This is a genomic window from Kosakonia sp. MUSA4 (assembly GCF_013085925.1).
Taxonomy (GTDB): domain Bacteria; phylum Pseudomonadota; class Gammaproteobacteria; order Enterobacterales; family Enterobacteriaceae; genus Kosakonia; species Kosakonia sacchari_B.
In genome coordinates this window covers 4,756,480-4,782,294 of the sequence record NZ_CP025697.1, presented here as the reverse complement: position 1 = coordinate 4,782,294, position 25,815 = coordinate 4,756,480, and the positions used below count along the sequence as shown (strand labels likewise).

25 protein-coding genes, 1 tRNA gene and 1 riboswitch are annotated in these 25,815 nt (G+C 53.6%); of the genes, 15 read left to right on the top strand and 11 right to left on the bottom strand.

Annotated features, from left to right (window positions below; translation table 11 throughout):
* Positions 1–118: 118 nt before the first annotated feature.
* Complete coding sequence (locus tag C0557_RS22670) at positions 119–850, bottom strand: SDR family NAD(P)-dependent oxidoreductase (RefSeq protein ID WP_208661340.1); 732 nt, start codon at positions 848–850, stop codon at positions 119–121.
* 98 nt (positions 851–948) lie between these two features.
* On the opposite strand from C0557_RS22670, the gene C0557_RS22665 reads away from it, so the two are divergent.
* A complete protein-coding gene (locus C0557_RS22665; protein WP_074778433.1) occupies positions 949–1,341 on the top strand; it encodes a helix-turn-helix domain-containing protein in 393 nt (130 codons plus the stop codon).
* 43 nt (positions 1,342–1,384) lie between these two features.
* Here the strand turns inward: C0557_RS22665 and C0557_RS22660 are convergent, their stop codons facing one another.
* Together C0557_RS22660 and C0557_RS22655 are read right to left on the bottom strand one after the other, a co-directional pair.
* On the bottom strand, positions 1,385–2,329 hold the full coding sequence (locus C0557_RS22660; protein WP_208661338.1) for a hypothetical protein: 945 nt from the start codon (positions 2,327–2,329) through the stop codon (positions 1,385–1,387).
* Positions 2,330–2,922: 593 nt separating this feature from the next.
* Positions 2,923–2,998: transfer RNA gene (locus C0557_RS22655), tRNA-Ile, on the bottom strand.
* A 126-nt stretch (positions 2,999–3,124) separates the two neighbouring features.
* On the opposite strand from C0557_RS22655, the gene mug reads away from it, so the two are divergent.
* A complete protein-coding gene (gene mug, locus C0557_RS22650) occupies positions 3,125–3,631 on the top strand; it encodes a G/U mismatch-specific DNA glycosylase (protein ID WP_208661336.1) in 507 nt (168 codons plus the stop codon).
* 58 nt (positions 3,632–3,689) lie between these two features.
* Here mug and rpoD read toward each other — a convergent pair whose 3' ends face one another.
* From rpoD to rpsU, 3 genes are all read right to left on the bottom strand, one after another.
* The gene (gene rpoD, locus C0557_RS22645; RefSeq protein WP_208661335.1) at positions 3,690–5,531 is read right to left on the bottom strand and encodes an RNA polymerase sigma factor RpoD; all 1,842 of its coding nucleotides are present in this window, start codon (positions 5,529–5,531) and stop codon (positions 3,690–3,692) included.
* A 157-nt stretch (positions 5,532–5,688) separates the two neighbouring features.
* The gene (dnaG, locus tag C0557_RS22640) at positions 5,689–7,434 is read right to left on the bottom strand and encodes a DNA primase (RefSeq protein ID WP_074772420.1); all 1,746 of its coding nucleotides are present in this window, start codon (positions 7,432–7,434) and stop codon (positions 5,689–5,691) included.
* 171 nt (positions 7,435–7,605) lie between these two features.
* Positions 7,606–7,821, bottom strand: a complete 216-nt coding sequence (rpsU, locus tag C0557_RS22635) for a 30S ribosomal protein S21 (protein ID WP_001144069.1) — start codon at positions 7,819–7,821, stop codon at positions 7,606–7,608.
* A 237-nt stretch (positions 7,822–8,058) separates the two neighbouring features.
* On the opposite strand from rpsU, the gene tsaD reads away from it, so the two are divergent.
* Positions 8,059–9,072 (top strand): tRNA (adenosine(37)-N6)-threonylcarbamoyltransferase complex transferase subunit TsaD, encoded by a 1,014-nt coding sequence (tsaD, locus tag C0557_RS22630; protein ID WP_043956478.1) that lies wholly within the window; start codon positions 8,059–8,061, stop codon positions 9,070–9,072.
* A 35-nt stretch (positions 9,073–9,107) separates the two neighbouring features.
* On the opposite strand, the gene plsY is transcribed toward tsaD, so the two are convergent.
* A complete protein-coding gene (gene plsY / locus C0557_RS22625) occupies positions 9,108–9,719 on the bottom strand; it encodes a glycerol-3-phosphate 1-O-acyltransferase PlsY (RefSeq protein WP_074772423.1) in 612 nt (203 codons plus the stop codon).
* A 161-nt stretch (positions 9,720–9,880) separates the two neighbouring features.
* On the opposite strand from plsY, the gene folB reads away from it, so the two are divergent.
* Positions 9,881–10,249 carry a bifunctional dihydroneopterin aldolase/7,8-dihydroneopterin epimerase gene (gene folB / locus C0557_RS22620; protein WP_074772426.1) on the top strand — a complete coding sequence of 123 codons (369 nt, stop codon included), beginning with the start codon at positions 9,881–9,883 and terminating at the stop codon, positions 10,247–10,249.
* Between the two features lie 105 nt (positions 10,250–10,354).
* The gene (bacA, locus tag C0557_RS22615; RefSeq protein ID WP_208661333.1) at positions 10,355–11,173 is read left to right on the top strand and encodes an undecaprenyl-diphosphate phosphatase; all 819 of its coding nucleotides are present in this window, start codon (positions 10,355–10,357) and stop codon (positions 11,171–11,173) included.
* Between the two features lie 11 nt (positions 11,174–11,184).
* Here the strand turns inward: bacA and C0557_RS22610 are convergent, their stop codons facing one another.
* Together C0557_RS22610 and C0557_RS22605 are read right to left on the bottom strand one after the other, a co-directional pair.
* The gene (locus C0557_RS22610) at positions 11,185–12,426 is read right to left on the bottom strand and encodes a multifunctional CCA addition/repair protein (RefSeq protein WP_208661331.1); all 1,242 of its coding nucleotides are present in this window, start codon (positions 12,424–12,426) and stop codon (positions 11,185–11,187) included.
* Positions 12,427–12,490: 64 nt separating this feature from the next.
* Positions 12,491–13,105: a TIGR04211 family SH3 domain-containing protein gene (locus C0557_RS22605; protein WP_064563527.1), complete on the bottom strand. Its 615-nt coding sequence runs from the start codon at positions 13,103–13,105 to the stop codon at positions 12,491–12,493.
* A 240-nt stretch (positions 13,106–13,345) separates the two neighbouring features.
* Between C0557_RS22605 and C0557_RS22600 the strand changes: the two genes are divergently transcribed.
* From C0557_RS22600 to hldE, 3 genes are read left to right on the top strand one after another with little or no spacing between them, the layout of a single operon-like run.
* A complete protein-coding gene (locus tag C0557_RS22600; protein WP_208661323.1) occupies positions 13,346–14,647 on the top strand; it encodes an inorganic triphosphatase in 1,302 nt (433 codons plus the stop codon).
* Between the two features lie 16 nt (positions 14,648–14,663).
* A complete protein-coding gene (glnE, locus tag C0557_RS22595; RefSeq protein ID WP_208661321.1) occupies positions 14,664–17,513 on the top strand; it encodes a bifunctional [glutamate--ammonia ligase]-adenylyl-L-tyrosine phosphorylase/[glutamate--ammonia-ligase] adenylyltransferase in 2,850 nt (949 codons plus the stop codon).
* Between the two features lie 46 nt (positions 17,514–17,559).
* The gene (gene hldE, locus C0557_RS22590) at positions 17,560–18,990 is read left to right on the top strand and encodes a bifunctional D-glycero-beta-D-manno-heptose-7-phosphate kinase/D-glycero-beta-D-manno-heptose 1-phosphate adenylyltransferase HldE (RefSeq protein ID WP_208661319.1); all 1,431 of its coding nucleotides are present in this window, start codon (positions 17,560–17,562) and stop codon (positions 18,988–18,990) included.
* A gap of 66 nt (positions 18,991–19,056) precedes the next feature.
* Here the strand turns inward: hldE and ubiK are convergent, their stop codons facing one another.
* On the bottom strand, positions 19,057–19,353 hold the full coding sequence (gene ubiK / locus C0557_RS22585) for a ubiquinone biosynthesis accessory factor UbiK (protein ID WP_007370074.1): 297 nt from the start codon (positions 19,351–19,353) through the stop codon (positions 19,057–19,059).
* A gap of 122 nt (positions 19,354–19,475) precedes the next feature.
* A riboswitch (FMN riboswitch) is annotated at positions 19,476–19,625 on the top strand.
* 106 nt (positions 19,626–19,731) lie between these two features.
* Here ubiK and ribB point away from each other — a divergent pair.
* Both ribB and C0557_RS22575 read left to right on the top strand, forming a co-directional pair.
* On the top strand, positions 19,732–20,385 hold the full coding sequence (gene ribB / locus C0557_RS22580; RefSeq protein WP_208661317.1) for a 3,4-dihydroxy-2-butanone-4-phosphate synthase: 654 nt from the start codon (positions 19,732–19,734) through the stop codon (positions 20,383–20,385).
* A gap of 235 nt (positions 20,386–20,620) precedes the next feature.
* The gene (locus C0557_RS22575) at positions 20,621–20,794 is read left to right on the top strand and encodes a hypothetical protein (RefSeq protein ID WP_007370077.1); all 174 of its coding nucleotides are present in this window, start codon (positions 20,621–20,623) and stop codon (positions 20,792–20,794) included.
* Positions 20,795–20,828: 34 nt separating this feature from the next.
* Here C0557_RS22575 and zupT read toward each other — a convergent pair whose 3' ends face one another.
* On the bottom strand, positions 20,829–21,605 hold the full coding sequence (gene zupT / locus C0557_RS22570) for a zinc transporter ZupT (RefSeq protein WP_074772448.1): 777 nt from the start codon (positions 21,603–21,605) through the stop codon (positions 20,829–20,831).
* Between the two features lie 196 nt (positions 21,606–21,801).
* Between zupT and ygiD the strand changes: the two genes are divergently transcribed.
* From ygiD to C0557_RS22545, 5 genes are all read left to right on the top strand, one after another.
* A complete protein-coding gene (gene ygiD, locus C0557_RS22565) occupies positions 21,802–22,590 on the top strand; it encodes a 4,5-DOPA dioxygenase extradiol (RefSeq protein WP_202626016.1) in 789 nt (262 codons plus the stop codon).
* A gap of 8 nt (positions 22,591–22,598) precedes the next feature.
* On the top strand, positions 22,599–22,781 hold the full coding sequence (locus C0557_RS22560) for a hypothetical protein (RefSeq protein WP_208661315.1): 183 nt from the start codon (positions 22,599–22,601) through the stop codon (positions 22,779–22,781).
* A gap of 125 nt (positions 22,782–22,906) precedes the next feature.
* Complete coding sequence (locus C0557_RS22555) at positions 22,907–23,884, top strand: TRAP transporter substrate-binding protein (RefSeq protein ID WP_208661313.1); 978 nt, start codon at positions 22,907–22,909, stop codon at positions 23,882–23,884.
* 74 nt (positions 23,885–23,958) lie between these two features.
* Positions 23,959–24,468 (top strand): TRAP transporter small permease, encoded by a 510-nt coding sequence (locus C0557_RS22550; RefSeq protein ID WP_074772460.1) that lies wholly within the window; start codon positions 23,959–23,961, stop codon positions 24,466–24,468.
* Between the two features lie 25 nt (positions 24,469–24,493).
* Complete coding sequence (locus C0557_RS22545) at positions 24,494–25,780, top strand: TRAP transporter large permease (RefSeq protein ID WP_074772463.1); 1,287 nt, start codon at positions 24,494–24,496, stop codon at positions 25,778–25,780.
* Positions 25,781–25,815 lie beyond the last annotated feature (35 nt).

Sequence of the window (25,815 nt, the reverse complement as noted above, 5' to 3'; positions counted from 1 at the left end):
AGTGTTTCTGTGAAAATTGCGCTTATGGTGGCTTAAATCGGCGAAATACGCGAAAAAGTGCGCGCATTGCGGCTTTCAGGCCACTCCGCTGGCGTGCATTGCGGCCTGAAAGGAGCCTTTACACTTGCGTTAACCCGCCATCGACACAAATCTCGGCACCGGCGATATAGCTGCTTTCGTCACTCGCAAGAAACAGCGCGGCGTTGGCCACTTCTTCCGGCTGGCCCATGCGACCCAGCGGAATGGCCTGCGTTAACCCCTGACGAACATTTTCCGATGCCGCAGCCATCATTTCGGTATCAATAGGGCCGGGCGCGACGACGTTAACGCGAATGCCTCTGGCCGCCAGTTCGCGCGTCCAGGTTCGGGCAAAAGAGCGCAGCGCGGCTTTGCTGGCGCTATAAACACCATAGCCTTCCGTCCCGATAACGTCGGCAATCGAACCTATCAGCACCACGCTGGCGCCAGGTTTGAGCAGCGGCAACGCAGCTTGCAGGGCAAACAGCGGCGAGCGGACATTCAACCCGAAGGTGTTTTCAAAGTGCGTTTCTGAAACCTGCTCAAGGGTGGCGTACTCTGACATGCCGGCATTAATCACCAGCACATCCAGTTTCCCGGATTGCTGCTGAATGTTTTCCATTATGCGTGCCAGTTCGCTGTGCTGGCTGACATCAGCACGCAGCGGCAGCGCATCTCCTTCGATTCTAGCGGCGGCGTTCTGTAACTCTTCCTCGCGGCGGGAGGTAAACCATGTCGTGGCGCCTTCCTGGGCAAAACGCTGGGTTATCGCCAGGCCAATTCCTTTTGCGCCGCCCAGTATAAGGGCCGTTTTGTTGTGCAGTCTGTTCATGATGATTCTCCTGTTGAGTGGAAAATCGATGATATAAGTTTTATATTTAGTATCAATTACGCACTTTATTTATATTAGATATCAATGGATATACCGCTATGACAAAAATTGATGACTGCGATTTAGGAAATGTGGGCAAAACGCGCCCGATACTTGAGCACATCACCAATAAATGGTCGATTTTGATCCTGACCGTGCTGTGTACAAAACCCTCTCGTTTCAATGAGATCCGGCGCAGGCTGGATGGTATCACCCATAAGGCGCTGGCCGACGCTCTGAAACGGCTGGAGCGCAACGGGCTGGTGCATCGGGAAGTGTTGCCGACAATGCCGGTGGGCGTTGAATACCGGATTACGCCGCTTGGCGAATCACTCCGACAGCCATTTGAAGCGCTGTATCGCTGGGCGCTGGAATATGGGCCGCAGCTTACGGCGGCGCAGGATGAGTATGATCAAAAATCTGCAGATGCTGAAAGAGCGTTAGCGTCCTGAAACGAGGGCGTTCTGCTTGCCGGAACGCCCCTGAACAAACATATCAGAAAGTACGTCTGACAAGTGAACGGCGAATATCCGTCCCCTTCTCAAGCCTGCGCGCCCGGAATTCCGTAGGGCTGTATGTTACCCCTGCACCGTGGTACCCGGTTACCTGAATATTGTGGTAACCGAGGCGCTTCATTTCTTTACTTATTGTGAGCGCAAGGGGATTTGTGTCTTTCAGCGGCTTGAATATTCCTTTTATTCCTCTCCTTTTTTCGCTAACCGTTCCGGACGTTTCATCCAGTTCGTCGGCTTCAAATGAGAGCGGTTCGATTGAATCTGCACTGAAGCAGGCCGTTATTCGCAGATCGCTGAATGTTTTTGGTAGCCCGCATGCGTGTAATTGCTCCGCGAGGCTTTTTGCCGTCATCTGCCCCAGAGTCGCTGCTTGATCCGCTGCCAATATGTTTCTTCCGGCGGCTCCGTGCCCAAGGATATATAATTTATCTCTTACGGACGATAATTGGCTCAATGGTTTATGTATGAAACTCATTTTCTTTAATACTGACAGCTGCTGCGATAATCTTGCGATACCTGTCGTAAATGTATCGAACACTTCTGGTGAAACCCTATTTCTTAAGGTTTCAGCATTCCAGCCAGCTTCATTTTTCAGAGACTTATCTACGTCCTGCAATTTATCGCTGATGGTATTTATTTGCTCCGTTAGTTTCGTAATTTCCACCGCCCGTAGTCTTTCCATCTCGATTAGAATTTTCTGATTTGGTGCAATTAAAGGGTATAACCTTTTCCCTTTGAGGTGGCGAAGCAAATTTAAGCCAAGACTTTGATCAACCAGATCCTCTGCGGCAAAAGGGATGTACAGATAACCTTGTTTCGGCATTTTGTTTGTTATCGCTGTTGCAGCTTCCAGACCATTTTTTAATTCAGGTTTACTGGCTGAATGTCCTGGCTGGGTATTGTTACCGAATATCATTTTCTTCATTGAATCATCCTGGATATATTTTATATAGGTGGTTATCTCAATACGGATAGTCAAAAGCATTATAGCGATACATTATCCGTTTCTGCCTTATAACAAGGTGCGTAGAAAAATAACCCATAATTCACGTCGCTGGAGTAATCCAGACAGTGCTATGGAATTTATTCTAGCGTATGCGGTGATGGTTATTAATAGGTGTTATCACGTTTTGTATTATGTTCTTATTTGATAATTTATATTAAGATATATCATGGGTAATTTATTAAGGAAATTATAGTGCAGAGAATAATTATTTTTTAGTAAGGCATTGATTAACTGTTTATGTTAGTGCTGGGCATACGTTATTCTCATGTGAAGAGATGCAGATCTTATTAATATTCTGAAGACACTGCATGAAAATATTGTCGCTTGAGTGATGGCTTCATCGGGAAGGGAAAGCGTTGCGCCATTCTGTGACCGTAGCTGTAGCGATAGAAGCCGACAGAGTGGCGGGGATTGTCAAAAGCTTGAGCGACACATTTGGGACACTCAGGATTTAAAAAAACAAAAAACCACCATAAGAGGTGGTTTAACTGTCTGTTTCTAAATCTAAAATTTGGTGGCCCCTGTTGGGTTTGAACCAACGACCAAGCGATTATGAGTCGCCTGCTCTAACCACTGAGCTAAGGGGCCATAGCGGGGGGATTATAAAGTAACTTACCCCTGCAATCCAGCAAGAATATCCTGGCTGATGTTTTTATAAACAGCGGATTTTCAATCCCTTATACTGATATTTATGACAATTGACCAGGAATAACTATGATCAATGATATTCTCGCTCCCGGGCTGCGCGTGGTGTTTTGTGGTATCAATCCGGGTAAATCTTCTGCCCATACCGGCTTCCACTTTGCGCACCCTGGCAACCGTTTCTGGAAGGTGATCCATCAGGCTGGCTTTACCGACCAGCAGCTGCGACCGGAAGAGGAAAAGCATCTGCTGGATACGCGCTGTGGCATCACCATGCTGGTGGAACGCCCGACGGTGCAGGCCAGCGAAGTGGCGCTGCACGAGCTGCGTACCGGCGGCAGAGAGCTGGTTATGAAGATCGAAGAGTATCAGCCTGCGGCGCTGGCGATCCTCGGTAAACAGGCCTTCGAGCAGGCATTCAGCGTCAGAGGCGCTAACTGGGGTAAGCAGACGATGAGCATCGGCGTGACGCAGATCTGGGTACTGCCGAACCCCAGTGGGTTAAATCGCGCGACGCTGGATAAACTGGTCGCCGCTTACCGCGAACTGGATGACGCGCTGGTGACGAGAGGTCTGTAGTGCGGCGGAAATAAAAAAGGCTCCCGGTGGGAGCCTTTCATTATAACGATGTGACAAGTTAATCGTCGAGGAAGCTACGCAGCACTTCAGAACGGCTCGGATGGCGCAGCTTACGCAGCGCTTTCGCTTCGATCTGGCGGATACGTTCGCGGGTAACGTCAAACTGTTTACCCACTTCTTCCAGCGTGTGGTCAGTGTTCATATCGATACCGAAACGCATACGCAGCACTTTCGCTTCACGGGCGGTCAGACCGGCCAGAACGTCGTGCGTCGCCGCACGCAGGCTCTCGGTGGTGGCTGAGTCCAGCGGCAGCTCGAGGGTGGTATCCTCGATAAAATCACCCAGATGCGAATCTTCATCATCACCAATCGGTGTTTCCATGGAGATTGGCTCTTTGGCGATTTTCAGCACTTTGCGGATTTTGTCTTCCGGCATCAACATGCGTTCGGCCAGCTCTTCCGGCGTCGGTTCGCGACCCATTTCCTGCAGCATCTGGCGGGAGATACGGTTGAGTTTGTTAATGGTCTCAATCATATGCACCGGAATACGGATGGTGCGCGCCTGATCCGCGATGGAGCGGGTAATTGCCTGACGGATCCACCAGGTTGCGTAGGTGGAGAACTTGTAACCACGGCGGTATTCGAACTTATCAACCGCTTTCATCAGACCGATGTTGCCTTCCTGAATCAGATCGAGGAATTGCAGACCACGGTTGGTGTATTTCTTGGCGATAGAAATAACCAGACGCAGGTTCGCTTCCACCATCTCTTTCTTCGCACGGCGCGCTTTCGCTTCGCCAATGGACATACGACGGTTGATATCTTTTACCTGCTCGATGGTCAGGCCGGTTTCTTCTTCGATTTGTTGCAGTTTTTGCAGGCTGCGCTGAACTTCTTCCGTTACTTCATGCAGCTTTTCGGACCACGGCTTGTTCATCGCCAGTGCGGCATTGAACCAGGTTTCGCTGGTTTCATTGCCGGTGAACAGCGTAATGAAGTTTTTCTTCGGCATTTTGCACTGTTCAACGCACAGCTTCATGATAATGCGTTCCTGAGTGCGCACGCGATCCATCATGACACGCATGCTGTTCACCAGGTAGTCGAACTGTTTCGGCACCAGGCGGAACTGCTTGAAGACTTCAGACAGCTTGAGGATCTCTTCCTGTGCTGCAGCGTGGCTGCGGCCTTTGGCTTTGATCGTGTCACGAGTCAGTTCGTACTGGGTACGCAGCTCGCCGAATTTTTCACGTGCCAGTTCAGGATCGATGCTGTTGTCATCATCGCTGTCGTCGTCTTCTTCATCTTCGTCTTCATCGTCGTCATCCATCTCTTCGCTGGAGAGCTCAGAGCCGACGTGCGTTGCTGTAGGCGCAAGATCTTCTTCCGCATTCGGATCGACAAAGCCGGTGATCAAATCAGACAGACGTGCCTGTTCCGCTTCGACGCGGTCGTATTGTTCTAACAGATAGGTAATGGCTTCCGGGTACTCGGCAACAGAGCACTGAACCTGGTTAATCCCGTCTTCGATACGTTTGGCGATGTCAATTTCGCCTTCACGGGTCAGCAGTTCAACGGTACCCATTTCACGCATATACATGCGAACCGGGTCGGTCGTGCGCCCGATTTCAGATTCCACGCTGGAAAGCACTTGCGCAGCCGCTTCGGCAGCGTCATCGTCCGTGTCGGCAGTGGTCTCAGCCAGCAGCAAATCATCAGCATCCGGTGCTTCTTCCATCACCTGAATGCCCATGTCGTTGATCATTTGGATGATGTCTTCGATCTGATCGGAGTCGACGATATCTTCCGGCAGATGGTCATTGACCTCGGCATAGGTCAGATAGCCTTGCTCCTTACCACGGGTGACAAGAAGCTTCAGCTGTGACTGCGGGTTTTGCTCCATAAGACGGTATCCACACTTAAATTCATGAGGGTTGGTGTCGGTCGGCGAAATAAACAGCCAACATTTAACGCGAGGGTGTATTTATATTTTTGCCGCTGGCCCTCATCGCGGCTGTCGGGATCAACCCGATCGGTTATCGGCACTTAAGCCGTTGAATTCATTTTTTCGCCAGTTCCTGGTTTAACTGCCAGAGCTCCCGGCGTTCTTCGCTGCTTAAACCGTGCGTACGATCGCGAGCTATCAGCTCTTCCTGTCGCCGTTCAAGCATCGAATCAAACATATGATTGAGCGAGTCGGTAAACGCTTTTTCTGCGATTTCCTTATCTGCTATATCGTCCCACATCGACAGTTTTTCAAGGGTTGCAGCCTCTTTGGTGCCGCGATAGTGCTCCAGCAACTGCCCGGTAGTCAGGCCTGGCTGTGACAAACAAGTGTTGACCAGTTCTGCAAATAAGCCAAGCCCGGGAAGCCTGGATTGATCCAGCCCCTCTAACGACGGAACCGCCGATGCCAGCTCCGGGTTCTGGATCAATAACCCTATAAGTATACGCATGGTTGTGCGTTTTAGCTGCGGAGCGGGGCGCGGAGCGCTGTTTTCCGCCTGTTTTGGCATTAAACGATCAAGTTGTGCATCGTCGAAAATACCAATCTTGTTCCCCAGCAGCTGCCGCAGTTGAATGCGTAACGTCTCGCCTGGCACCTGATTGATTAACGGCAGCGCCAGCGCGGCAAGTTGCGTGGTGCCATCCGGCGTTGTCAAATCCGCCTGCGGCAACAGGCTGTTAAACAAAAACGTGGAGAGCGGCTGAGCCTGCTCCATCCGTGCTTCGAACGCCGCTTTGCCCTCTTTACGTACCAGCGTATCCGGATCTTCACCATCCGGCAGGAACATAAAACGCAGCTGGCGACCGTCGCTCATATAAGGTAGCGCGGTTTCCAGCGCACGCCAGGCGGCATCACGACCTGCCCGGTCACCGTCATAACAACAGATGACGTTTTTCGTCACTCTGAATAACAGCTGGATATGATCCGCCGTGGTGGAGGTGCCCAGCGAAGCAACCGCATAATTGATGCCGTACTGCGCCAGCGCGACCACGTCCATATACCCTTCGACGACCAACAGGCGCTGAGGTTCATCGTTATCCAGTTGCGCTTCATAAAGGCCATACAGCTGGCGGCCTTTATGGAAAATATCGGTCTCCGGGGAGTTGAGGTATTTGGGAGTATCGTTACCCAAAACACGCCCGCCAAAACCAATCACCCGGCCACGCTTGTCGCGAATGGGGAACATCACCCGTTCACGGAAGCGATCGTAACTGCGCCCCTGATCGTTCGTTACCAGCATGCCGGCATCGATCAGAGATTTGCGGTTTTCGCTATTGCCGCCAAAACGCTTTAACACGTTGTCCCAACCGGGAGGGGCGTAACCAATGGCGAAACGCGCAATAATTTCGCTACTCAAACCGCGCCTTTCCAGATACTGGCGCGCCGGTTCAGCGGCAGGTTGCGTCAGAGATTGCTGATAAAATGCGTTGAGCCCGTCCATCAACTGGTAGAGCGTTTGCCGTTGATGGCGCTCTATCAGGCTGGGCCCGCTGCCTGCTTCAAAAGGCACTTCAAGGTTGTGCATGGCAGCCAGCTCTTCGACGCTTTCCACGAACTCGAGCTTGTCGTAGTTCATTAAAAAGTCGAGGGCGTTACCGTGCGCGCCGCAGCCAAAGCAGTGATAAAACTGTTTTTCACCGTTTACGGTGAAAGAAGGGGTTTTTTCATTATGAAATGGACAACACGCGTGGTAGTTCTTGCCCTGCTTTTTCAGCTTTACACGCGCGTCGATGAGATCGACGATGTCGGTGCGCGCCAGCAGGTCATTGATAAAAACACGTGGGATTCGTCCAGCCATAGGCCCCGTTTTGATCTTTTATAACCCCCCGTTCTTCAGGCCGCTGAATGTGGCGCAAATCACGCTGGTTATATCAGGTTATAAACGAAAATAAGCCGCGCATTCCTTTCGGAAGCACGGCCTTACAACTACAACTCGGTCTAAATCTGAGAGCGTGCTGCTCTCAAGAGATTAGTACAGACGAGTACGGCGTGCGTTTTCGCGAGCCAGTTTCTTCGCGTGACGTTTCACTGCGGATGCTTTAGCGCGTTTGCGTTCGGTAGTCGGTTTTTCATAGAACTCACGACGACGAACTTCCGCCAGAACACCTGCTTTTTCACAGGAACGTTTGAAGCGACGCAGAGCTACGTCGAACGGCTCGTTTTCACGTACTTTAATTACCGGCATGTGCCTCTCACCTTTGATTAATTCGGTTTGCCGCTGGCGTTCACACCAGCATATTTCAAAATGGTGCGGAATTTTACTGCAACTACTGCTGCTTTGTAAAGCACCGACGCGCTTTTTGAAAGGGACTTTTGTAAGGGTGAGGAGTATACACGAACTCCTCACCTGGGGTGAGCAAAGTTTTACATCGACCGGCATTCGCCCTACACTGCGCGGTATTGCAAAGAGGTAAACAGATCCATGCGCGTACTGGGCATTGAAACATCCTGCGATGAAACTGGCATCGCAATTTATGACGACCAGCAAGGGCTTTTAGCCAACCAACTGTATAGTCAAGTAAAACTGCACGCTGATTACGGTGGCGTGGTGCCGGAACTGGCTTCCCGCGACCATGTGCGTAAAACCGTGCCGCTGATTCAGGCCGCGCTGAAAGAAGCCGGGCTGGCGGCAAAAGACATTGATGCGGTGGCCTACACGGCTGGGCCCGGCCTGGTCGGCGCACTGCTGGTTGGCGCGACGGTCGGACGTTCGCTGGCTTTCGCCTGGGATGTCCCGGCGATTCCGGTTCACCATATGGAAGGGCACCTGCTGGCGCCGATGCTGGAAGAAAACCCGCCGGCTTTCCCGTTTGTGGCACTACTGGTTTCCGGCGGGCACACGCAGCTCATCAGCGTTACCGGCATTGGTCATTACGAACTGCTGGGTGAGTCAATTGACGATGCCGCAGGGGAAGCATTTGATAAAACCGCCAAGCTGCTGGGGCTTGATTACCCGGGCGGGCCGATGCTGTCAAAACTGGCATCGCAGGGCACGGAAGGCCGTTTTGTCTTCCCGCGCCCGATGACCGATCGTCCGGGGCTGGATTTCAGCTTTTCCGGGCTGAAAACCTTTGCTGCGAACACCATTCGTACCAATGGCGATGACGAGCAAACCCGTGCCGACATTGCACGAGCGTTTGAGGATGCGGTGGTTGATACGCTGATGATCAAATGCAAACGCGCGCTGGATCAGACCGGTTTTACGCGTCTGGTGATGGCGGGCGGTGTGAGCGCCAACCGCACTCTGCGGGCAAAACTGGCAGAAATGATGCAAAAGCGTCGCGGCGAAGTCTTTTATGCGCGTCCGGAGTTTTGTACCGATAATGGCGCGATGATCGCCTATGCGGGCATGGTCCGTCTGAAAGCAGGAAATGATGCCGGGCTCGGCGTAACGGTTCGTCCGCGCTGGCCACTGGCGGATCTGCCGGCGGCGTAAACTGCGACTGCCCGGTTGCTGAGATGCCGCCGGGCTTACTCTTCTTTTTTCTTCTTCTTCAGCTTCGACCAGATTTTGGTTTCCTGGCGGCGCCACAGGCGCTGAATATTGTCATGGTGACGCAGCAGAATCAGACAGGAAAGCATCGCCACCGGGAAGGTGAACTGCGGTTTGAACCACCAGACATAAAACGGCGCGATCAGCGCGCTGACAATCGCGCCCAGCGATGAGTAACCGCTCAACAGCACGGTTAAAAGCCAGGTTCCCGCCATGACGCCCGTTAAATCCCAGCCTATCGGCGCAATCGCGCCAAACGCCGTCGCTACGCCTTTGCCACCATGAAATTTAAAAAATACCGGCCAGATATGACCAAGACAGGCGGCGATAGCAATAAGCCCCAACCAGAACGGCGTTACGCCAAGCGCGTAAGCGCCCCAGACGGGCAGCATTCCTTTCAGAATATCGAAAATCAGTACCGTTACGGCTGCTCCCTTGCCGCCAATGCGTAAAACGTTGGTCGCTCCGGGATTGCCGGAACCACTTGCTCGCGGATCGGGAAGACCGGCGAGGCGGCAGACCAGAATGGCGCTGGAGATTGAGCCACAAAGGTACGCAAGGAGGATCATTCCAGGCGCGATTGCACTCATGACGCTGTTCCGTTGTGAAAAAGTCGTTTTATTCTCTGCATCGATGGATAATACGCATAAATTCTGGAAAGTGGTATCCAGTGAATGCGCAAAATCTGCCAGAGCGCAGGAAAGATCGGGCCTGGCAGCACAGTGTTGAAACAAACTGCGGGTGGAATGTGATGGATATTGTATTTATTGAGCAGCTTTCGGTAATCACCACCATTGGTGTTTACGACTGGGAACAGACCATTGAGCAGAAGCTGGTGTTCGATATCGAAATGGCCTGGGATAACCGCCAGGCGGCGAAAAGCGATGATGTAAATGATTGTCTCAGCTATGCCGATATTGCCGAGGTGGTTGTCGCTCATGTGGAAGGCGGGCGTTTTGCGCTGGTCGAGCGTGTTGCGGAAGAGGTTGCTGAACTGCTGCTGGCGCGTTTTCAGTCGCCGTGGATACGCATCAAACTAAGCAAACCTGGCGCCGTTGCGCGGGCGCAAAGCGTCGGCGTCATCATTGAGCGTGGGTTAAATCTGAAAGAAACTATTTAAATTCATAATAATTAAACCAAGCGCTAGTATTCAGGTCATAGATGATGGCCATTTACGGCTACTCCTCGGGGGGCCGTTTTTTATATCTTTTTTAGGGGTTTATTGATGAGCGATCTGCATTCGCTGCTGGTGGCAGCCATTTTGGGTGTCGTTGAAGGATTAACGGAGTTCCTGCCGGTTTCCAGTACGGGTCACATGATTATCGTCGGGCATTTGCTGGGATTTGAAGGCGATACAGCAAAAACGTTCGAGGTTGTGATTCAACTGGGCTCGATTCTGGCGGTTGTCGTGATGTTCTGGCGACGCCTGTTTGGTTTAATTGGCATTCACTTCGGCAAGCAACCGCATGAAGGCACCGGTACGGGACGCCTTTCTCTGATTCATATCATTTTAGGTATGATTCCGGCAGTGGTGATTGGGCTGGTATTCCATGACACCATCAAATCATTGTTTAACCCGCTCAACGTAACCTATGCGCTGGTGGTTGGTGGTTTCCTGCTGATTGCCGCAGAAGTGCTGAAACCGAAAGTGCCGCGCGCGCAGGGCGTGGATGATATGACTTATCGCCAGGCGTTTATTATTGGTTGTTTCCAGTGTCTGGCGTTGTGGCCGGGTTTTTCCCGTTCCGGGGCGACCATTTCCGGCGGGATGCTGATGGGCGTTAGCCGTTATGCCGCATCGGAGTTCTCTTTCCTGCTGGCTGTACCCATGATGCTGGGCGCAACCGCGCTGGATCTCTACAAAAGCATGGGTTTTCTCACCACGGGCGATATTCCGATGTTTGCCGTCGGTTTCATCACCGCGTTTATTGTCGCGCTGGTCGCCATCAAAACCTTCCTGGAGCTGATTAAACGCATCTCCTTTATCCCGTTCGCGATTTACCGTTTTATTGTTGCAGCGGCAGTGTACCTGGTCTTCTTCTAAGGCTCGCGCCCTCAGTCTGCGGGCTGAGGGCAACGATGGGCTTTCCACTCCGCCAGCGCGGCTATCCGGCGGCGCGTCAACTCTTCGCGGACTTCCGCCCCTTTAAAACCGGCTTCAATCACTGCTTTGGTTGGAACGGCACGAGCCACTTCCCACGCTTCACGCAATAAACGTCCTTGCGGATAGTCGCAGGCTTCAAACCCGGTACGCCCGCGCACGTCGGCTTCGCTGGTCAGGGCAATTTGTTCTACGCGCTGCGGTTTACGCCACGCATCAATTGAGTCGAACAGCTTCACAATGGTTTTGGGCTGCAAAATGGGGAAGGTGTGGATCAGATCGTGAAACTCTGCCACCAGTTTTGCCAGATCGCGGATCTCGTTCGGTACGCGCAGACGCTGGCACAGCCCTGTGACCAGCTTGACGCCCGCAGGGCCGTGGCCGTGATGGCGCGGCCAAAGCTCTTTTGGCGTCAGCGCTTTTCCCAGATCGTGACATAACGTGGCGAAACGCACGTCCACTTCCGGGCTAAGCATCGCGGCCATCGTCAGCGTCATCAGCGTGTGAACGCCGGTGTCGATTTCCGGGTGCCATTTCGCCGGAGCGGGCACGCCAAACAGCGCGTCGATCTCCGGGAACAGCACCTTCAGCGCGCCGCAGTCGCGCAGCACCTGGAAATAGACCTGAGGATTACGGGCATGCAGCGCATTCTCGGTCTCTTTCCAGACGCGCTCCGTGGTCAGATGCGCCAGTTCGCCAGCATCGGTCATGGCGCGCATCAGCGACATCGTTTCGTCGGCAATACGAAAACTGAGGTGAGCATAGCGGGCTGCGAAGCGGGCAACGCGCAGCACGCGCAGCGGATCTTCGCTAAACGCCGGGGAGACATGCCGCAAAATGCGGTTACGCAGATCGTGCTGGCCATTAAACGGGTCAACGATGTGCCCGTTTTCGTCCTGCGCCAGTGCGTTGACCGTTAAGTCGCGGCGCAGTAAATCTTGTTCAAGGGAGACATCGGGAGCGGCATGAACGATAAAACCGGTATAACCCGAGCCGGATTTACGTTCGGTGCGGGCCAGCGCATACTCTTCGCGGCTTTGCGGGTGGAGGAACACAGGGAAATCGCGGCCGACCTGCTGGTAGCCCGCGTTGAGCATCTCTTCCGGCGTGGCGCCGACCACAACCCAGTCTCTGTCTTTGACTGGCAGGCCTAACAACGAATCACGTACAGCACCACCGACCAGATAACTCTTCACGCCACTCTCCTCTACACATAAGTCGACAGATAATACGTAAGTGTAGAGAAGATGGCGAATGTCCTTAATTCATCCAGCGATCTTTGCGCTTGCGGCTTGGGATCATATGCGGCAACAGCAGGCCGAGGATTAAACCCGCGCCCAGCACGCCGCCGCCATACATAAACCACTGCATAATGATGGTGCGCTGCTTGTCGTCCAGTTGCAGATTCGCCGCGTTCACTTTCTTCTGCGCGACGATTAACTCATTTTTCAGCTTCTGGTTTTCGTCTTTCAGGCCGTTGATCACCCCGTCGCTCTGCGCCACTTTTTGCTGCATTTCAGCCGTGCGCTGGTTCCAGGTGTTATCGATATTGTTCAATTTATCGGTCAACGTTTTGACCTGGTTTTCCAGCTCCGGTACGCGCGTACGCAGGCTCGGCTCTACGTTCAACTCTTTCAGCGGGATCCAGGAGGTGCGCCCGGTGCTGTCGCGCACCTGGCCGTAATCGTTGTTTTGTTGCAGCAGAGTCACTTCCTCGCCGGCATTTACCGTACCGACAAGGCGATAGTTATCGCCAGGGCCACTACGTACCCAGGTATTCAGTTCGTCGGAAACATACCGTTTTTCTTCAGCGTGGATCCCAACGGACACACTCAGTGCAACCAGGGTCAATCCAATCAGGCGTAATTTTGGCATCAGGCAGTCATTATTTTCGTTAAATGTGAATGGGAAACAGTGACATCAGTCTGACGACACCCGGCAGGTGGCATCAATCGGAATCTTCCGGGTCAAACTGCGCGCTTATACGAACTTTTGCACCCAGCAAATTTGCGCATTGCATGGCAATTTGGCACACAATACTATCTACTGACAAACATCAGGGGCGTTAGTTCGCCGAAATTTTCACTGATGTGACATAACCATAAGTGCAAGGCCATGGCTCAGGAAATCGAATTAAAGTTTATCGTTAATGCCGACAGCGTGGAAACGCTTCGTCACCATTTGCATACGCTGACCGAAGAACATATCGCCGCCAGCCAGTTACTGAATATTTACTATGAGACACCGGACAACTGGCTGCGCGGCCATGATATGGGGCTGCGCATCCGGGGTTTTGACGGTCAGTATGAGATGACGATGAAAATTGCCGGACGGGTGATCGGCGGTTTACATCAACGTCCTGAATACAATATTCCGCTTACCAGCCCGGAGCTTGATCTGTCGCGCTTTCCCGCCGAAGTGTGGCCGGACGGCGAGCTGCCTGCCGATTTACAGGCGCGTACGCGTCCGCTGTTCAGCACCGATTTTTACCGTGAAAAATGGCTGGTCAATGTAGGGGAGAGCCGAATTGAGATTGGCCTTGATCTCGGCGAAGTAAAAGCCGGGGAATCCGCCGAGCCGATTTGCGAGCTGGAGCTGGAACTGCTGAGTGGCGATCCCGCGGATATCCTTAAACTGGCGCGCCAATTAGTGACGCTCTCCGTTTTGCGTCAGGGAAGCCTGAGCAAAGCGGCGCGCGGTTACCATCTGGCGCAGGGCAATGCTCCACGTGAGCGCCGTCCAACGGCCATTCTGCAAACGGCCCCGAAGGCCAGCGTTGAGCAAGCTTTTGCTGCCGCACTGGAACTGGCGCTTTCCCAGTGGCAATACCATGAAGAGCTGTGGGTGCGCGACAACAACGCGGCAAAGCAGGATGTGCTGCGTGCAATTGCGTTAATCCGTCATACGCTGGCGCTTTTTGGCGGTATTGTGCCGCGTAAAGCGAGCGCTCACTTACGTGATTTACTGACGCAGGTGGAAGCCACGCTGACTTCGGCGGTTTCTGCCGCTACTGCGGTGTGGGATGCGCCTTCGGCAATGGCAAAACTGCTGTTGACCGAGTGGCTGGTGACGCAGGGCTGGCGCGCCTTCCTTGATGAAAAAGCGCAGGCAAAATTTGCCGATTCATTTAAACGCTTCGCCGATGTACATCTTTCGCGCATCGCGGCAGAGCTGAAAAAAGCTTTCGCGCAACCGCTGGGTGACAGCTATCGCGACCAGTTGCCGCGTCTGGCGCGTGACATCGACAGCGCATTGCTGCTGGCGGGCCATTACGATCGCGCGCTGGCAAACGAATGGCTGGAGAACTGGCAGGGGCTGTACCACGCCATTGACACGCGCCAGAGAATCGAGATCGAACACTTTCGTAATACCGCAATTACGCAGGAGCCGTTCTGGCTGCACAGCGGAAAACGCTAACTAAAGGATACTTCGGATGCCGCATGCCTCGCCGTTATCGCAGCACTGGCACACTGTGCTTTCCCGTCTGCCGGAGTCGCTAACCGCGCAGCCACTCAGTGCGCAGGCGCAGTCAGTACTCACTTTTAGTGATTTTGTTCAGGACAGTATCATCACATATCCTGAATGGCTGGCTGAGCTGGAAAGCGCGCCGCCGCAGGCAACGGAGTGGCAGCACTACGCGCAATGGCTTAGCGCGGCACTGCGGGATGTCACGGATGAAGCGGCGCTGATGCGCGTTTTGCGTCAGTTCCGCCGTCGGGTGATGGTGCGTATTGCCTGGGTGCAGGCACTGCGGCTGGTGGCAGAAGAAGATGTCCTGCAGCAACTGAGCGTGCTGGCGGAAACGCTGATCGTCGCCGCGCGCGACTGGCTGTACGACGCCTGCTGTCGCGAATGGGGAACGCCCTGTAACCCGCAAGGCGTTGCGCAGCCGATGCTGATTTTAGGCATGGGCAAACTTGGCGGCGGCGAACTCAATTTCTCTTCCGATATCGATCTGATCTTTGCCTGGCCGGAAAACGGCGCAACCCGTGGCGGCCGACGCGAGCTGGATAACGCGCAGTTCTTCACCCGCCTTGGGCAACGGCTGATCAAGGTGCTCGACCAGCCAACGCAGGATGGGTTTGTCTACCGCGTGGATATGCGTTTACGCCCCTTCGGCGATAGCGGTCCGCTGGTGCTCAGCTTTGCCGCGCTGGAGGATTATTACCAGGAGCAGGGGCGCGACTGGGAGCGCTATGCGATGGTGAAAGCGCGCATTATGGGCGATAACGACGGTGAACACGCGCGTGAACTACGCGCCATGCTGCGCCCCTTCGTTTTCCGCCGCTATATCGATTTCAGCGTGATCCAGTCGCTGCGTAATATGAAAGGCATGATTGCCCGCGAAGTGCGCCGCCGTGGCCTGAAAGACAACATTAAGCTCGGCGCGGGCGGCATTCGTGAAATCGAATTTATCGTGCAGGTTTTTCAGTTGATTCGCGGCGGCCGTGAACCGGCGCTGCAATCCCGCTCGCTGTTGCCAACGCTGGAAGCCATCGATCAGTTGCACCTGTTACCTGAAGGCGAAGCTGGCAGGTTACGGGCGGCCTACCTTTGGTTGCGGCGTCTGGAAAACCTGCTGCAAAGCATTAATGACGAACAGACGCAGACCTTGCCGGGCGACGATCTCAACCGCGCCCGTCTTGCCTGGGGAATGGGTGTGGCAAGCTGGGATGAACTCAGCAGCACGCTGGAAACGCATATGGCCGCTGTACGCCGTGTTTTCAATGAGTTGATCGGCGACGACGAGAGCGACTCGCCGGAAGATGTGCTTTCCGAAAACTGGCGTGAACTGTGGCAGGATGCGCTGCAGGAAGATGACACCACGCCGGTGCTGGCGCATCTTTCCGATGACGATCGCCGTCGTGTAGTGGCGCTGATTGCGGATTTCCGTAAAGAGATGGATAAGCGCACCATCGGTCCGCGCGGGCGCCAGGTGTTGGATCATCTGATGCCGCATTTGCTGAGCGATGTCTGCTCGCGCGACGACGCGCCAGTGCCGTTGTCGCGCCTGACGCCGCTGCTGACAGGCATCATTACGCGTACCACTTATCTTGAGTTACTGAGCGAATTCCCCGGCGCGCTGAAGCATCTTATTTCCCTTTGTGCGGCATCGCCGATGGTGGCCAGCCAACTGGCGCGTTACCCGATCCTGCTCGATGAGCTGCTTGATCCCACTACGCTTTACCAGCCGACGGCGATGAACGCCTACCGCGACGAACTGCGGCAATATCTGCTCCGCGTGCCGGAGGATGATGAAGAGCAACAACTGGAAGCGCTGCGGCAGTTTAAACAGGCGCAGTTGCTGCGCGTCGCCGCGGCGGATATCGCCGGTACGCTACCGGTAATGAAAGTGAGCGATCATCTGACATGGCTTGCGGAAGCGATTATCGATGCGGTAGTGCAGCAGGCGTGGGGACAAATGGTGGCGCGTTTTGGCCAGCCAATGCATCTGCGCGATCGGGAAGGGCGCGGGTTTGCCGTGGTCGGTTACGGTAAACTGGGCGGCTGGGAACTGGGTTACAGTTCCGATCTCGACCTGGTCTTTTTGCACGATTGCCCGATGGATGTGATGACCGACGGCGAGCGGGAGATCGATGGCCGACAGTTCTATCTGCGCCTTGCCCAGCGCATCATGCACCTGTTCAGCACGCGTACTTCGTCCGGCATTCTCTATGAAGTGGATGCGCGCTTGCGCCCGTCCGGCGCGGCGGGAATGTTAGTGACGACCACCGAATCCTTCGCGGATTACCAGAAAAATGAAGCCTGGACGTGGGAACATCAGGCGCTGGCGCGCGCCCGCGTGGTGTACGGCGATCCGCAACTGGCCGTGGAGTTTGATGCCATTCGCCGCGATATTCTGATGAGCCCGCGCGATGGCGCAACATTGCAAACTGAGGTGCGTGAGATGCGCGAGAAGATGCGCGCCCATCTTGGCAACAAGCATAAAGATCGATTCGATCTGAAGGCCGATGAAGGCGGTATTACCGACATTGAGTTTATCGCTCAGTATCTGGTGCTGCGCTATGCGCATGACAAACCGAAGCTGACGCGCTGGTCTGATAACGTGCGCATTCTGGAAGGGCTGGCGCAGAACAATATCATGGATGAACAGGAAGCGCTGGCGCTGACGCAGGCTTACACCACGCTGCGCGATGCGTTGCACCACCTGGCATTACAGGAATTGCCGGGGCATGTGGCGTTGTCGTGTTTTGTCGCCGAACGCCAGCTGATCAAAACCAGTTGGGACAAGTGGCTGGTGGAACCGTGCGCCCCGGCGTAAGTGTGATATTATCGCGCGCAAATTTTGTATCTCTCAGGAGACAGGAATGAAAGTGACGCTGCCAGAGTTTAACCAGGCGGGTGTAATGGTGGTTGGCGATGTGATGCTGGACCGTTACTGGTACGGGCCAACCAGCCGCATCTCTCCGGAAGCCCCGGTGCCGGTGGTGAAAGTCGATACGATTGAAGAACGCCCGGGCGGCGCGGCGAACGTGGCGATGAACATTGCTTCGCTGGGCGCAACGGCGCGTCTGGTGGGTCTGACCGGTATTGATGATGCGGCGCGCGCGCTGAGCAAGGCGCTGGCGGATGTCAATGTAAAATGCGACTTCGTTTCTGTCCCCACACATCCCACCATTACCAAGCTGCGCGTCTTGTCGCGCAACCAGCAACTGATCCGCCTGGACTTTGAAGAAGGGTTTGAAGGCGTCGATCCCCTGCCGATGCATGAGCGCATCAGCCAGGCGCTCGGCAGCATTGGCGCGCTGGTACTTTCTGATTACGCCAAAGGTGCGCTGTCCAGCGTTCAGCAGATGATTGCGCTGGCGCGTAAAGCGGGCGTGCCGGTGCTGATCGATCCGAAAGGCACTGATTTTGAGCGCTATCGCGGCGCTACGCTGCTGACCCCGAACCTGTCGGAGTTTGAAGCGGTGGCCGGGAAATGCAAAAACGAAGACGAGATAGTCGAACGCGGCATGAAAGTGATTGCCTATTACGACCTTTCTGCGCTGCTGGTGACCCGCTCCGAGCAAGGTATGACACTGCTGCAACCGGGCAAAGCGCCGCTGCACATGCCGACCCAGGCGCAGGAAGTGTATGACGTAACCGGTGCCGGCGATACGGTGATTGGCGTGCTGGCGGCAACGCTGGCGGCGGGTAATTCGCTGGAAGAAGCCTGCTACTTTGCGAACGCAGCCGCAGGCGTGGTGGTCGGTAAACTCGGTACCTCAACGGTATCGCCTATCGAGCTGGAAAACGCCGTGCGCGGCCGTGCAGAAACCGGCTTCGGCGTGATGGGCGAAGAAGAGCTGAAAGCGGCAGTCGCTGCGGCGCGTAAGCGCGGTGAAAAGGTGGTGATGACGAACGGTGTCTTCGACATTTTGCACGCCGGGCATGTCTCTTATCTGGCGAATGCGCGCAAGCTCGGCGATCGCCTGATTGTTGCGGTTAACAGCGACGCTTCCACCAAACGGCTGAAAGGCGAAACCCGTCCGGTCAACCCGCTGGAGCAACGCATGATCGTGCTGAGCGCGCTGGAAGCGGTGGATTGGGTCGTGTCGTTTGAAGAAGATACGCCGCAGCGTCTGATTGCCGGGATCCTGCCGGATCTGCTGGTAAAAGGCGGTGACTACAAGGCGGAAGATATTGCCGGTAGCAAAGAAGTCTGGGCTAACGGCGGGGAAGTGCTGGTGCTCAACTTTGAAGATGGTTGTTCAACCACCAATATCATCAAAAAGATCCAGAAGCAGGGCGATTAAACCTGTTATCGGGCCTGCATAATGAGCAGGCCCGGAAAGCGCTCGCGCCATTCGGCGCAAAAATAATTACGCCTGATCGTCTACCGGTGGAATGGCCGGAGCGGGTTTGACTTCTGCGCTTTTACCCTGGTTTTCGAGTTCACTCAGACGTTGCTCCAGCAGCGCCAGTTTCTCGCGGGTGCGCAGTAATACCTGCGTTTGCACGTCAAATTCTTCGCGGCTCACCAGATCCAGGCGGGTTAACTGCGCCTGTAACGTCTGACGAATTTTCTTTTCCACATCTTCCCCGAACTCACGGATCCCCTTGGGCATGGATTCGTGAACCTGACGCGCAATCTGTTCAATTTTCTTTGGGTCAATCATTTTAGGTTCCCTGCTCGGATAGGCTCAATAAGTCATTGTAGTGTGATAACCCCAGGTGATAAACCAGAATTGTTTGAAGGTTATGCATTGCCGAAGATTATCAATGGCGTTATAGTTATCCCGCTTATTCTCAGGGCGGGGCGAAATTCCCCACCGGCGGTAAATCAGCAGATGCTGAAAGCCCGCGAGCGCTTCAGGCTAACGTTTGAAGGTCAGCAGATCCGGTGTAATTCCGGGGCCGACGGTTAAAGTCCGGATGGGAGAGAGTAACGAATCTGTCGGGCAATGACGCCCGCTCGCGTTATTTTTTTGCCGCATTGCGACACTCCTAAGACTGCCCTGATTCTGGTAACCATAACTTTATTGAGGTCTTTTACCATGAATCAGACGCTGCTTTCTTCTTTTGGCACGCCTTTCGAACGTATTGAACATGCTCTCGCCGCGCTGCGCGAAGGCCGTGGTGTGATGGTGCTCGACGACGAGGACCGTGAAAATGAAGGCGATATGATTTTCGCCGCAGAAACCATGACCGTTGAGCAGATGGCGCTGACTATTCGCCACGGCAGCGGCATTGTTTGCCTGTGCCTGACCGACGAGCGCCGTAAACAGCTCGATCTGCCGATGATGGTCGAGAACAATACCAGTGCTTACGGCACCGGTTTTACCGTGACCATCGAAGCGGCGCATGGCGTGACAACCGGTGTTTCGGCGGCTGACCGTCTTACCACCGTTCGCGCGGCGATTGCCGATGGCGCGAAACCTTCCGATCTGAACCGTCCTGGCCACGTTTTCCCGCTGCGCGCGCAGCCGGGCGGCGTATTGACCCGTGGCGGCCATACTGAAGCAACGATCGATTTAGTGACGCTGGCTGGTTTTAAACCGGCGGGCGTGCTGTGTGAATTAACCAATGATGATGGCTCAATGGCGCGCGCGCCGGAGTGCATCGAATTTGCTAAGCGGCACAATATGGCTGTTGTGACCATTGAAGATCTGGTGGCCTACCGCCAGGAACATGAGCGCAAAGCCAGCTAACTTGCGTTAGTGATAAAAAATCCGCGGCCGAAAGCTGCGGATTTTTTTTGCCTGTCCTGCGTCAATATTTGTCGCGTTTATAATATTCACACATTGAAATTCCACGGAGCTACTTATAAAGTGGTACCTGCTCTACGGGCATGAAAAACAGGTTTAAAAACTTATAAGTCATTAAGTTAACGCTATTTTGTCATTGGTTTGTTAACCAATGTTTGCTGGAAATAAGGGAGGCAATATGTTTATCTCATGGTACTGGCTTCTGGCGATTGTCATCGTCGTTTTCGGCTATGTCCACGTACTTAAACGTCATTGCAAAGCCTGCCGCCACGATCGCGAAGCGATCTATAAAGCGTATCAACGGGTGCTCGAAGAGTTGAAGAAAACTCGCCGCGTTGGGCAGGGCGAATAAGACGCGCCAGCCCTCAGCAAGAGCACCCCGATTCTCAGCCGCTAAATCCCATCGCCTGCAACGCCACCAGGCTTAAGCCCATCACCGACATACCGCACAGCACGCCGTAGCTGGGATTGTTGTTGGGATCGATCTCTTTCGCCAGCGGCATCAGTTCATCCACCGACAATGCCACCATGATCCCGGCGACGGTTGCCATAATGGCGGCCATTACCACTGGCGAGACCAGACTGCCGAGGATCAACCACGCCAGGACGCCGCCGAGGATCTCCGCCAGCCCTGAGATCCCCGCCCAGAATACCGCGCTGCGTTTTGAACCGGTCGCCGCGTAAACCGGCCCGGCAACCGCAAGTCCTTCAGGAATATTGTGCAATGCGACTGCAAAGGCGATACCGAGCCCTAATTCCAGGTCGTTGCTGGCGGTGACATAGGTGGCGATGCCTTCCGGGAAGTTGTGGAGACTGATACCCAGCGTCAGCAAAATGGCGGTACGGCGCAGACCGCGCGGGAAGGTTCTCTGTGTACCCTGCATTAAATCCTGCGGATGTGCATGGGGTAACATGCGATCCAGCGCGAAATACCCCAACAGACCCACGACAAACATGCCATAACCGAGCATCGGTGACATATTTTCCGTCGCCAGTGCAGCGGGCAACATCTCCATTAACGAAATCAATAACATGATTCCGGCAGCAAAGCCGAGTGAGAACGCCAGTACGCGGTTTGATGGTTTCTGGCCTATTACGCCAAGAATCGCGCCGATAAAGGTCGCAGCGCCAGCCAGGATGGTCAGAATCAACGGTACTGACATGAATCACTCCTTTATGATAATCATTCTCATTAATGTAAGAGTTTGTTACCTGAAAAGCGAGGCCGGAGCCTTATCTTTACTTGATGCTTACATTCAAAATTACTGAAGATCTTCATCATGGTTATCTGAGTTCTTCGCACCATGAAAAGGCGTAATGTGTCGTTATCAAATTGACACACTCAGTAAGGATATCACCATGTCTGCACCTCGTATGCCAGCACTGTTCCTGGGCCATGGTAGCCCAATGAATGTTCTGGAAGATAACGTTTATACCCGCGCCTGGGGAATGTTAGGCGAGACGCTGCCGCGCCCGAAAGCGATTGTGGTGGTGTCCGCCCACTGGTTTACCCGCGGTACTGGCGTTACCGCGATGGAAGCGCCGAAAACTATTCATGATTTCGGTGGTTTCCCACAGGCGTTGTACGATACCCATTATCCGGCACCGGGATCGCCGGAACTGGCTCAGCACCTGGTTGATTTACTGGCGCCGGTGCCCGTTGTGCTTGATAAGGAAGCCTGGGGTTTTGACCACGGCTCCTGGGGCGTGCTGATTAAAATGTACCCGAATGCCGACATCCCAATGGTGCAGCTCAGTATCGACAGCACGAAACCCGCGGCATGGCATTTTGAGATGGGCCGCAAGCTGGCGGCGCTGCGTGATGAGGGCATTATGCTGGTGGCGAGTGGCAACGTGGTGCATAACCTGCGTACCGCGCGCTGGCATGGCGAAAATACGCCGTATCCGTGGGCCACATCATTCAACGATTATGTGAAAGCGAACCTCACGTGGCAGGGGCCGGTTGAGCAGCATCCGCTGGTAAATTACCTCGATCATGAAGGCGGATCGTTGTCTAACCCAACGCCGGATCACTACCTGCCGCTGCTGTACGTGCTGGGCGCATGGAACGGTACCGAGGCCATTACTATCCCGGTGGACGGTATTGAGATGGGTTCGCTGAGTATGCTTTCGGTTCAGGTGGGTTAAAATAAAGGGTGGCTCTGGCAGCCACCCTTTTCATTCTCCTGGATGTGGAGAAATTCGAGGAAGATCGCAAAAAATCACAACTGAAATACGGTTTTTTTGAAAATAAAAAGACCTGTGCTGCAAAAATAAAACGCTGTGCTGAATTTACTCTTTTTTGTGAACATTATCGTCGCAAGAATCCCGCCGAGTGACTACTCTCAAAGAGTCTAATGTCTCAGACAATCCCATAAAAATTATCTGGTGTTGTACCTCGAACCCTTGTTCGTGGTCGCTCTTATTTACCTAAAAAGCAGTAAACCTCTGGAGACACGGAAATATGAATTCAGCGAAAACCTTACTAAAAGTCTGTATTAGTTCCGCTCTGCTGTTTATCTCTCACGCCTCTTTAGCCCAAACTTTTCGTGCCGCCGATGTTCACCCTGCGGATTACCCCAATGTTGTTGCGGTAAAACATATGGGGGAAAAACTCAGTGCAGCTACGGACGGCCGACTGGATATTAAAACCTTTCCTGGCGGTGTGTTAGGCGATGAGAAACAGGTTATTGAGCAGGCGCAAATCGGCGCAATAGATATTATTCGCGTGTCGATGACGCCAGTGGCGGCAATATTACCGGAGATCAATGTCTTTACGCTGCCCTATATTTTCCGCGATGAAGATCATATGCATAAAGTGCTCGACGGAATGATTGGCCAGGAGATTGGCAATCGCCTGTCGGAGAGCAGTAAATCGCGGTTAGTATTCCTTGGCTGGATGGATGCCGGTACGCGTAATTTGATTACCAAAGCACCCGTCACGAAAGCGGAAGACCTGAAAGGGATGAAAATCCGCGTGCAGGGTAGCCCGATTGCGCTCGATACGCTGAAAGCCATGGGTGCCAACTCGGTCGCCATGGGCGTTAGCGAAGTATTTAGCGGTATGCAAACCGGCGTGATTGATGGCACAGAAAATAACCCTCCAACCTTTGTTGCGCATAACTATTTACCCGTTGTGAAGAATTACACCTGGAGTAAGCACTTTATTATTCCGGAGCTGTTTTTATTTTCTAAAGTTAAATGGGATAAGTTGAAAAAAGAGGATCAGGAATTGATTCTCAAGCTGGCGAAAGAAGCCCAGGCTGAACAGCGTGAATTGTGGAAAACCTACAATGAGAAGTCGCTGGAAGCCATGAAAGCGGGCGGCGTGCAATTCCATGAGATGGATACCACTGCCTTTTACGAGGCGACACAATCGGTACGCGATAAATACGGCAAAGACCATCAGGATCTGATGACCCGCATTAAAGACGTGCAATAAAGGCGACGGGCAGGGGAAACCTTGCCCCGATAATTATTGGTTATATCTTTATTTTCTGCCGCGGGAAAATCGTTATGGCTGAACGCTATTCGTTGTTGATGGATATTCTTTACCGAATATCGATGTGGATCACCGGTATTGCGCTACTGATTATGGTGGCGATTATTCCTGTGGGGATCTTTGCGCGCTACGTGATGAACAGCGCTTTATCCTGGCCGGAACCGATCGCCATTATTTGCATGGTGACGTTTACCTTTGTCGGCGCAGCGGTAAGTTACCGCGCGGGTTCACATATCGCCGTCAGTATGGTCACTGACCGCTTAAACGAGCGCGCGCGTAAGATCTGTTTTGTGGTCGCCGATCTGATGCTGATGGCGATTAGCCTCTTTATTCTCTGGTACAGCAGCGCGCTGTGTGCCGAATTATGGCAGCAGCCTGTCGCTGAATTCCCGTTTTTTACCGCCGGTGAAACCTATTTACCGCTGCCGATCGGTTCGGCAATCACGTTGCTGTTTATTCTCGAAAAGATGTTGTGTGGCGCGCAATATCACCGCCCGGTGGTGATGGTGGGCTCGTCGGGTTAATCCGATCATCCAGTAAGGAATGTTTATGGATGCATTTATTCTCGTTTTTACGTTAGCCATTATGCTGGCGGTGGGTGTTCCTGTCGCTTATGCCGTGGGGATTAGCGCGGTACTGGGCGCGTGGTATATCGATATTCCGCTGGAAGCTGTAATGATCCAACTTACCAACGGCGTCAATAAATTCTCACTGCTGGCGATCCCTTTCTTTATTCTCGCCGGAGCGATCATGGCCGAGGGCGGTATTGCGCGCCGGCTGGTGAATTTTGCTTATATATTTGTCGGTTTTATTCGCGGCGGCCTGTCGTTGGTGAATATTGTCGCATCGACATTCTTCGGCGCGATCTCCGGATCGTCGGTGGCGGATACTGCCTCGATCGGCTCGGTGATGATCCCGGAGATGGATAAAAAAGGTTACCCGCGCGATTTTGCTGCGGCCGTAACTGCCAGCGGCTCGGTACAGGCTATCCTGACGCCGCCCAGCCATAATTCGGTAATCTATTCGCTGGCAACTGGCGGCACAGTCTCGATTGCTGCGCTGTTTATCGCCGGGATCCTGCCGGGGTTGCTGCTGAGTTTTACCCTGATGGTGATGTGCGTGGCGTTTGCCCACAAACGCGGTTATCCGAAAGGAGAGCGCGTACCGTTTCGCCAGGCGTTAAAGATTTTTGTTGATACGCTATGGGGGCTGATGACGGTGGTGATCATCATGGGGGGCATCCTCTCGGGGATCTTTACCGCCACGGAATCAGCGGCAATTGCCTGCTTGTGGGCTTTCTTCGTCACTATGTTCATCTACCGCGATTACAAATGGTCGGAGTTACCGAAGCTAATGTATCGCACCGTAAAAACGGTGAGCATTGTGATGATCCTGATTGGTTTTGCCGCTGCATTCGGCGCGATCATGACCTATATGCAGCTTCCTGCCCGCATCACCGAAGCGTTCACCAGTATCTCAGATAACAAGTACGTTATTCTGATGTGTATTAATATCATGCTGTTACTGATTGGCACGTTGATGGATATGGCGCCGCTGATCCTGATCCTCACGCCGGTGTTGCTGCCGGTGACAAATGCGCTGGGGATCGATCCGGTGCACTTCGGCATGATCATGCTGGTTAACCTCGGTATTGGGCTGATTACACCGCCGGTGGGATCGGTATTGTTTGTCGCCAGCGCGGTGAGTAAACAGAAGATCGAGCAGGTGGTGAAAGCGATGCTGCCGTTCTATGCGATTCTGTTCTTGGTGCTGATGCTGGTGACGTATATTCCGGCGATCTCGCTGTTTCTGCCGAAACTGTTTGGCGTACTTTAGGGATGGCAGTTGGGCCTGTAAAAACAAACCCGGCG